The sequence below is a fragment of the Streptomyces sp. NPDC046197 genome, from assembly GCF_040646295.1.
GTDB lineage: Bacteria > Actinomycetota > Actinomycetes > Streptomycetales > Streptomycetaceae > Streptomyces.
In genome coordinates, this window is record NZ_JBEYZY010000040.1 from 55670 (window position 1) to 62492 (window position 6823).

7 protein-coding genes are annotated in these 6823 nt (G+C 73.7%); 4 read left to right on the forward strand and 3 right to left on the reverse strand.

What is annotated here, in order from left to right:
• The first annotated feature begins 41 nt into the window (after window positions 1-41).
• Window positions 42-215, forward strand: coding sequence for a hypothetical protein (locus AB0A61_RS35020; protein ID WP_361301662.1), 174 nt, complete (start codon window positions 42-44; stop codon window positions 213-215).
• Between the two features lie 118 nt (window positions 216-333).
• Here the strand turns inward: AB0A61_RS35020 and AB0A61_RS35025 are convergent, their stop codons facing one another.
• The gene (locus AB0A61_RS35025) at window positions 334-2019 is read right to left on the reverse strand and encodes a fatty acid--CoA ligase family protein (RefSeq protein ID WP_361301665.1); all 1686 of its coding nucleotides are present in this window, start codon (window positions 2017-2019) and stop codon (window positions 334-336) included.
• A gap of 118 nt (window positions 2020-2137) precedes the next feature.
• On the opposite strand from AB0A61_RS35025, the gene AB0A61_RS35030 reads away from it, so the two are divergent.
• The 3 genes from AB0A61_RS35030 to AB0A61_RS35040 are packed head-to-tail and all read left to right on the forward strand — an operon-like array spanning window position 2138 to window position 4499.
• Entirely contained in the window at window positions 2138-3292 is a 1155-nt protein-coding gene (locus AB0A61_RS35030; protein WP_361301668.1) for a lipid-transfer protein, read from the forward strand.
• An 11-nt stretch (window positions 3293-3303) separates the two neighbouring features.
• Window positions 3304-3720 (forward strand): OB-fold domain-containing protein, encoded by a 417-nt coding sequence (locus AB0A61_RS35035; protein WP_361301671.1) that lies wholly within the window; start codon window positions 3304-3306, stop codon window positions 3718-3720.
• Window positions 3717-4499 carry an enoyl-CoA hydratase/isomerase family protein gene (locus AB0A61_RS35040; protein WP_361301674.1) on the forward strand — a complete coding sequence of 261 codons (783 nt, stop codon included), beginning with the start codon at window positions 3717-3719 and terminating at the stop codon, window positions 4497-4499. The genes AB0A61_RS35035 and AB0A61_RS35040 overlap by 4 nt, the downstream gene beginning before the upstream one ends.
• A gap of 31 nt (window positions 4500-4530) precedes the next feature.
• On the opposite strand, the gene AB0A61_RS35045 is transcribed toward AB0A61_RS35040, so the two are convergent.
• The gene (locus AB0A61_RS35045) at window positions 4531-5103 is read right to left on the reverse strand and encodes a hypothetical protein (RefSeq protein WP_361301677.1); all 573 of its coding nucleotides are present in this window, start codon (window positions 5101-5103) and stop codon (window positions 4531-4533) included.
• Window positions 5104-5281: 178 nt separating this feature from the next.
• The coding region (locus AB0A61_RS35050) for a PQQ-binding-like beta-propeller repeat protein (RefSeq protein ID WP_361301680.1) at window positions 5282-6823 on the reverse strand (1542 nt) is incomplete at its 5' end.

Here is a 6823-nt window from a genome sequence, read left to right on the forward strand (position 1 = left end):
GCCTTCATTCACCGCGTCAAAAACGTTCAGGGGAAGCAGCCATGAGCAACGACAAGAAGACCACCGAGGCCGAGACGGCGAACGCCGAGGCCACCGAGATCACCACGCTCAACAGCCACGCCACCAGCGAGCCGCTCAGGCCCGTCGCCCTCTCGGAGAGCGAGGGTGGCATCGCCAAGCCGGACAACTCGCACGCCACCGACGAGAAGGCCTGACGGGTCTTCCGCACCGGGGGGAGAGATCAGCCGCGGCGGCGCGGAGGGGGAGCCGCCGCGGCTGGGGTGTGCCCGTTGAGGGCGTCCCCCACGGGGGTCGGGGCGGTGGGCGTGGGGGCTACCCCGTCCGCCGCCGCAGCTCCGTCTTCAGCACCTTGCCGCTCGCGTTCCGGGGCAGTCGTGGCACGAACTCGACCGATCGCGGGACCTTGTAGTTCGCCATCTCGCGTCGGGCCCAGGCAATCAGGTCGTACGCCGTCAGCACCGAGGCCTCCCGGCGCACGACGTACGCCTTGCCGACCTCCCCCAGCCGGGCGTCGGGGACACCGATCACCGCCACGTCCGCCACATCGGGGTGCAGTCCCAGCCGCTGCTCTATCTCGGCGGGGTAGGCGTTGAAGCCGCCGACGACGAACATGTCCTTGAGGCGGTCCGTGATGCGCAGGTTGCCCGCCTCGTCCAGGACGCCCACGTCCCCCGTGCGCAGCCAGCCGTCCGGCGTGAGGACCTCCGCCGTGGCCGGCTCGTCCTCGTAGTAGCCCCGCATCACGTTGAAACCGCGGACCAGGATCTCCCCCGGCATACCCGGGGCGGCCTCCTCGTCCCCGGGCCCCACCACCACCTTCACCTGCGTGCCCGGTATCGCGCGCCCGGACGTCGAGGTGATCACCGACGGTTCGTCGCCGCGCCGACACATCGTGACGATGCCACTCGCCTCGGAGAGCCCGTAGGCCGTCAGGACCGTGCCGACGCCCAGTTCGCCCCGCAGGCGTTCGACCAGGCGCAGCGGCACCACCGCCGCTCCGGTCACCACCAGCCGCAGCGCGGACAGATCGTGGGCGTCCCGGGCGGGGTGGTCCAGCAGCGACTGGTGCAGGGTCGGCGGGCCCGGCAGGACCGACACTCGCTCCGCCGCTATGTTCGCCAGGGCCGTGTCCACGTTGAACACCGGCTGCGGGATCATCGTGGCGCCCCGCATCAGACAGGCAATCACCCCGGCCTTGTAACCGAAGGTGTGGAAGAAGGGGTTGACGATCAGGTAGCGGTCGTCCTGCCGCAGTCCCGCCAGGTCGCTCCACACCTCGTAGGCCCGCAGGGTCTGCGCGTGCGTGATCACCGCGCCCTTCGGGCGGCCGGTCGTGCCCGAGGTGAAGACGATGTCCGAGGGCAGTGTCCCGGTCACCTCGGCCGCCCGTGCGGCCACCTCGGCGTCCGGCACGCCGTCCCCGTCCGCCAGGAAGTCCTTCCAGGTGCGGAAGTCCGCAGGAGCGTCGTCCGACAGCACCACCACCTGCTCCAGGCAGGGCAGTTGCGGCAGCGGCCCGTGGCCGTCGCCGGCCCCTGCCCGGGTCCCTTCCCCGGCCGCTGCCCCGGCCCCTTCTCCGGCTGCTTCCCCGGCCCCTTCTCCGGCCGCTGCCCCGGCCGCCCGCCGCAGCGCCGCGACGTACGACGTGCCCAGGAACGTACCCGTCACGAACAGCAGCTTCGCGCGGCTCACGCCCAGCACGTACGCCGCCTCGCCGCCCTTGAACCGGGTGTTCAGCGGAACCAGGACCGCGCCCGCCGACACCGCGCCCAGGGCCGCGACCATCCACTCCAGGGAGTTCGGCGCCCAGACGGCCACCCGGTCGCCGACCGCCACCCCGTTCGCGACGCAGGCCGCCGCCGCACGCTCCACCCGGGCGCCCAGCTCCCCGTAGGTGATCCGGGTACGGCCGTCCACCACCGCCTCGGCGTCGGCGTACCGTTCGGCCGCCGAACGGACCAGACCGGGAATACTGCCCCACTCCACGTCACCGCGCACCTTCGGCCTCCCGAACGCCTGATCGCACCGGGCACCCCACCAGAGCTGACTGACCGTCAGATTAGCTGTAACCTGACGGCCTGTCAGCCACGCAGCTGTCGCGCGGAGGTGTGTGCACATGCCAGTTGCCGGTCTCAAGGACGCCACCGCCATCGTCGGAATCGGGCAGACCCCCTTCGCCAGACACCTCGCGGCGGACGAACGCACCCTGGCCTGCCGCGCCGTCCTCGCCGCCCTCGACGACGCCGGCATCGCGCCGGGCGAGGTCGACGCCCTGGCCTCCTACACCATGGAGGAGACCGACGAGGTGGAGCTGGCGAAGGCCCTCGGGCTCGGCGACCTCACCTTCTTCAGCAAGGCCGGTTACGGGGGCGGCGGTTCGTGCGCCACCGTCGCCCATCTCGCCACCGCCATCGCCGCCGGACAGGCCACCGTCGGGGTGGCGTGGCGGTCGCGCAAGCGCGGCAGCGGACCGCGGCCCTGGACCAGCACCACCGTCCAGCTGCCCACCCCCGCCCAGTGGACCCGCCCCTTCGGACTGCTCCGCCCCTCGGACGAGATCGCCATGCTCGCGCGGCGCTACATGCACGAGTACGGCGCCACCCGGGACCACCTGTTCAACGTCGCCCTCGCCTGCCGGAACCGGGCCAACCAGAACCCGGCCGCGATCATGTACGACCGCCCGCTCACCCGCGAGATGTACATGACCTCCCGGTGGATCAGCGAGCCCCTGTGCCTCTTCGACAACTGCCTGGAGACGGACGGGGCACTGGCCTGCGTCGTCGTCTCCCGCGAGCGCGCCCGCGACTGCCGCCGCCCGCCGGTCTACGTCCACTCGGCCGCCCAGGGACTGCCCGCCCAGCACCACGGCATGGTCAACTACTGGAACGACGATCCCCTCACCGGCCCCGCCTGGACCGCGGCCCGGCACCTGTGGAAGCACGCCGACCTCGCCCCCGAGGACGTGGACGTCGCCCAGATCTACGACGCGTTCACCCCGCTCATACCGCTCTCCCTCGAGGGCTACGGCTTCTGCGGACGCGGCGAGGGCGGCGCGTTCACGGAGGGCGGTGCGCTGGAGACCGGCGGACGGCTGCCCATCAACACCGGGGGCGGCGGGCTCAGCGAGGCGTACGTGCACGGCTTCAACCTCATCAACGAAGGGGTGAAGCAGCTCCGCGGCACCAGCACGGCCCAGGTGCCCGGCGCCACCACCTGCCTGGTCACCGCGGGCGAGGGAGTCCCGACGTCCGCCCTGCTGCTGCGAGTCTGAGGAGCCGCACCGTGCTGACACCCGTCACCGACCCCGACGGCGCCCCCTTCTGGCAGTACGCCGCCCGGGGCGAGCTGCGCGTCCAGGCCTGCGCCGACTGCGGCGAGCTCCGCTTCCCGCCGCGGCCCTGCTGCCCGCACTGCCAGTCCTTCGCGAGCGAGTGGCGGCGGGTCGCCGGGCACGGCCGCATCTGGTCCTACGTCGTTCCGCATCCACCGCTGCTGCCCGGCTACGCCGAACAGGCGCCGTACAACGTCGTCGTGGTCGAGCTGGTGGAAGCCCCCCGCATCCGGCTGGTCGGCAATGTCGTCGCCGGTCCCGGCGCGCCCCTGGACTCCGTGCCGCCGGACCGGATCCGGATCGGGGCGCGGGTGCAGGTGGTGTTCGGCGAGGCGGGGCTTCCCCAGTGGGTGCTGGAGCGCCCGTGAGCGGCGGCCTGCGCGTCAGCGTCGAGAAGGACACCGGGGTCGCCGTCGTCACCCTGGACCGGCCCGGAAGACTCAACGCGATCGACCTCGCCATGGCCGCGGAACTCGCCGAGGTCTGGCAGGCGTTCCGGTTCGACGACTCGGTGCGGGCCGTGGTCCTCACCGGCGCCGGAGAGCGGGCGTTCTGCACGGGGATCGACCGGGACGCGGTGGTACCGCAGCCCCCTTCGCCCTACATGGTGGACGACCCGCTGCTGCGGGTGGGGCCGAAGGCGAACGACCTGTGGAAGCCGGTCGTCGCCGCGGTCCGGGGCATGGCCTGCGGGGGCGCCTTCTACCTGCTGGGCGAGAGCGAGTTCGTCGTGGCCGACGAGACCGCGGCCTTCTTCGACCCGCACACCGCCTACGGGATGGTCAGCGCCTACGAGTCGGTGCTCATGGCGCAGCGGATGCCGTTCGGGGAGGTGGCGCGGATGATGCTGATGGGGACCGCGGAGCGGATCTCCGCGCGGCGGGCGTACGAGATCGGGCTGGTGTCGGAACTGGTGGCGCCCGGCGAGGCGTTGGCGGCCGCCACCCGCTGTGCCGCCGTCATCGCCGGACATCCGCCGGAGGGCGTCCAGGGAACCGTGCGGGCGCTGTGGGCGGCCAAGGAGGCGGCCCGCGCCCATGCCTTCGCCCAGGCGCCGCACCTCGTCGCGCTGGGGAACCTGCCGGCTCGGCAGCAGGCGGAGCTGTTCGCGGGGCGGAGGCGGACCGGCGGGTTCCGGGTGCGGTGAGTGGTGTCGGTGGCGGCAGGGGTGGCGGTGGTCAGTCCACCGGGGTGGCCGACGGGTCGACCTCGCAGTGGTCGAGCGAGTCGATGAGGTCCGCCGCGGCCCGCACGCGGACGGTCGCCCTGCCCTTCGCGGGCACCTCGGCCTCCTCGTGGGAGTGGCCGAGCTCGTGGCCACTCCTGTCCTTGAAGGAAACCCGCACGTCGAACGTGCCCTTGCGGGAGTTCGGATTGCCGGCCTCGACGGTCGCGTAGGGCTTCGTCCTCGTCGCGCAGCTCAGCAGCTTCGCCGTGCCGTCGTCGAGGACCTGCGCGGTGCCGCTGCCGCCGGAGGGAGTGGAGGTCGCACGGTGGGTGGGCCGACGGTTGTAGGAGCCGCCGGAGCTGCTGTAGCCACTGCCGTAGGAGTCGTCGTACGACGACGAGCCGCCCCCGGACGACGAGGACGACGAGGAACTGTCGTGGTCCTGGTGGGAACTGTTGCACCCGCCGCCCGAGCCACCCCCGTGCCGGCTGCTGTTGTGGTGTCCCCTGGAGAACCCGGTCAGCGCGAGCACCACTATCGCCAGTACCGCCGTGAACCTGAGTCTGCGCCCCCGAACCTGCATGCGATCACCCTATCGGGGCGGCCGTCGCCGCGTGGCGGGGGCCGGGTACCGGGAGTAGCGTCTTGTGTGAGGGCGGTGACGACAGGCGCCGCTCACGAGGACTGACGGCCGCCGTCCGACGCCCTTCCGTGTACGCGGTACGACGGCCGTCAGCACCCTTGCCCGGCCGCGGCGCGGATCAGGCGGTGCGGGCGGTCCCCGTCCCCTTCTCCGCGTCCAGTGCGTACACGCACCGGTCCTTGCTGCAGGCGTACACGACCCCGTCCTTGACCACCGGGGAGCCGGTGATCTCGCCGCCGGTGGCGAGTTTCCAGCGCAGGCGGCCGTCGTCGGCCTTGAGCGTGTACAGCAGGTGGTCGGTGGAGCCGAAGTGGACCCGTCCCTCGGCAACCGACGGGGAGCCGACGATCTCGCCGCCCGCCTGGAAGCGCCACTTGGGGGTTCCCGTCACCGCGTCCAGGGTGTAGAGCCCCTTGCCGCTGCCGACGTGGACGTGACCGGCGGCGACCAGGACCGGGTCGGTCGAGGCGCGGGACTCGGTCGCGATGCGCCAGCGGTCGCGGCCGTCGGTGGCGTCCAGGGCGTAGACCGTGCCCAGGTAGTCGGCGAGGTAGATGCCGCCGCCGGCGACCGCGGGGCCCGGGACGAAAGCCGGCGGGCTGAGGAAGGCGGCGGGCGCCTCGAAGTGCCAGCGGACGTGGCCGGCGGCGATGTCGAGGGCGAGGACGCGGGTGCCGGCCACGACGTAGACGTAGCCGTCCGGCGCCGGGGTGAGCCGCACCGGCACGCCGCCGCAGGAGGCGGTGTCGCCGATGGGGTACGACCAGCGTTCCTCGCCCGTGCGGGCCTCCAGTGCGCGCAGCCGGGCGTCCCGCCAGACGAACACCGTGCCCTCGTGCACGAGCGGACCCGCCTCGGGCGACTCGAAGTCGCTCTGGGCGCCGCTGATCTCCCACAGCTGCTGGCCGTTGGAGGCCTCCCAGGCCTGGACGCCGCCGCCGCGGGTGCCGGTGACGACGGTGCCGCGGTCGGCCTTCAGCGAGTACACCCAGGCGTCCGTCTGCAGCCGCCACAGGTCGGCGCCCTCGCGGGCGTCCAGGGCGAACAGGGTCGGGCCGTCGGAGGCGTGGACCCGGCCGTCGGCGACCGCCATCGACCAGGCGACGTCACGCGTCTTGAAACGGCGACGGCCGGTGGCCACGTCCAGGGCGTGCACCTCGAAGGAGGTGACGTAGACCAGGTCGCCGGCCACGGACGGGGTGCCCCAGACGTCGTTGGACATGCGGAAGCGCCAGGGGCGCCAGCCGGTCGCGGTCTCCGGGGGCGCGGGCGGCACGGCCGGTACGGCGGGGTCGGCGCCGTTGACGCCGGGGTGCGGCTTGGACCAGGAGGCGGCCAGGCCCGCCTCCGGCGGCGGTGCCTTCACGGCGGCGGCGCGGGCGTCGGCGACCCGCGGCCCGGGGCCGATCGGGACCTGCGCGCCGGCCAGCCGCACCGGGCCGGAGTCGGCCGCGCCGACCGGGCCGGGCGTGAGGGGCGCCGGGACGACGGGGTCGTGCGAGGGCGGGGGCGGGGGCGGGACGCTGGACCGGCCGCCGCGGGGGCCGACGGGGGCGGGCGGGGGGGGCGGGGGGGGGCCCCCCCGGGGTCGGCAGGGTGGGCCGCCCGGCACCGGGCCCCCCGCCCCCGGGGGGCGCCCGGAGGGCGTGGCCCCTGAGCG

Bases quoted from the DNA above. Each gene is read 5' to 3' on its own strand.
- AB0A61_RS35020 (WP_361301662.1), top strand. From the start codon at position 42: ATGAGCAACGACAAGAAGACCACCGAGGCCGAGACGGCGAACGCCGAG.
- AB0A61_RS35045 (WP_361301677.1), bottom strand. From the start codon at position 5,103: ATGCAGGTTCGGGGGCGCAGACTCAGGTTCACGGCGGTACTGGCGATA.
- AB0A61_RS35030 (WP_361301668.1), top strand. From the start codon at position 2,138: ATGCCAGTTGCCGGTCTCAAGGACGCCACCGCCATCGTCGGAATCGGG.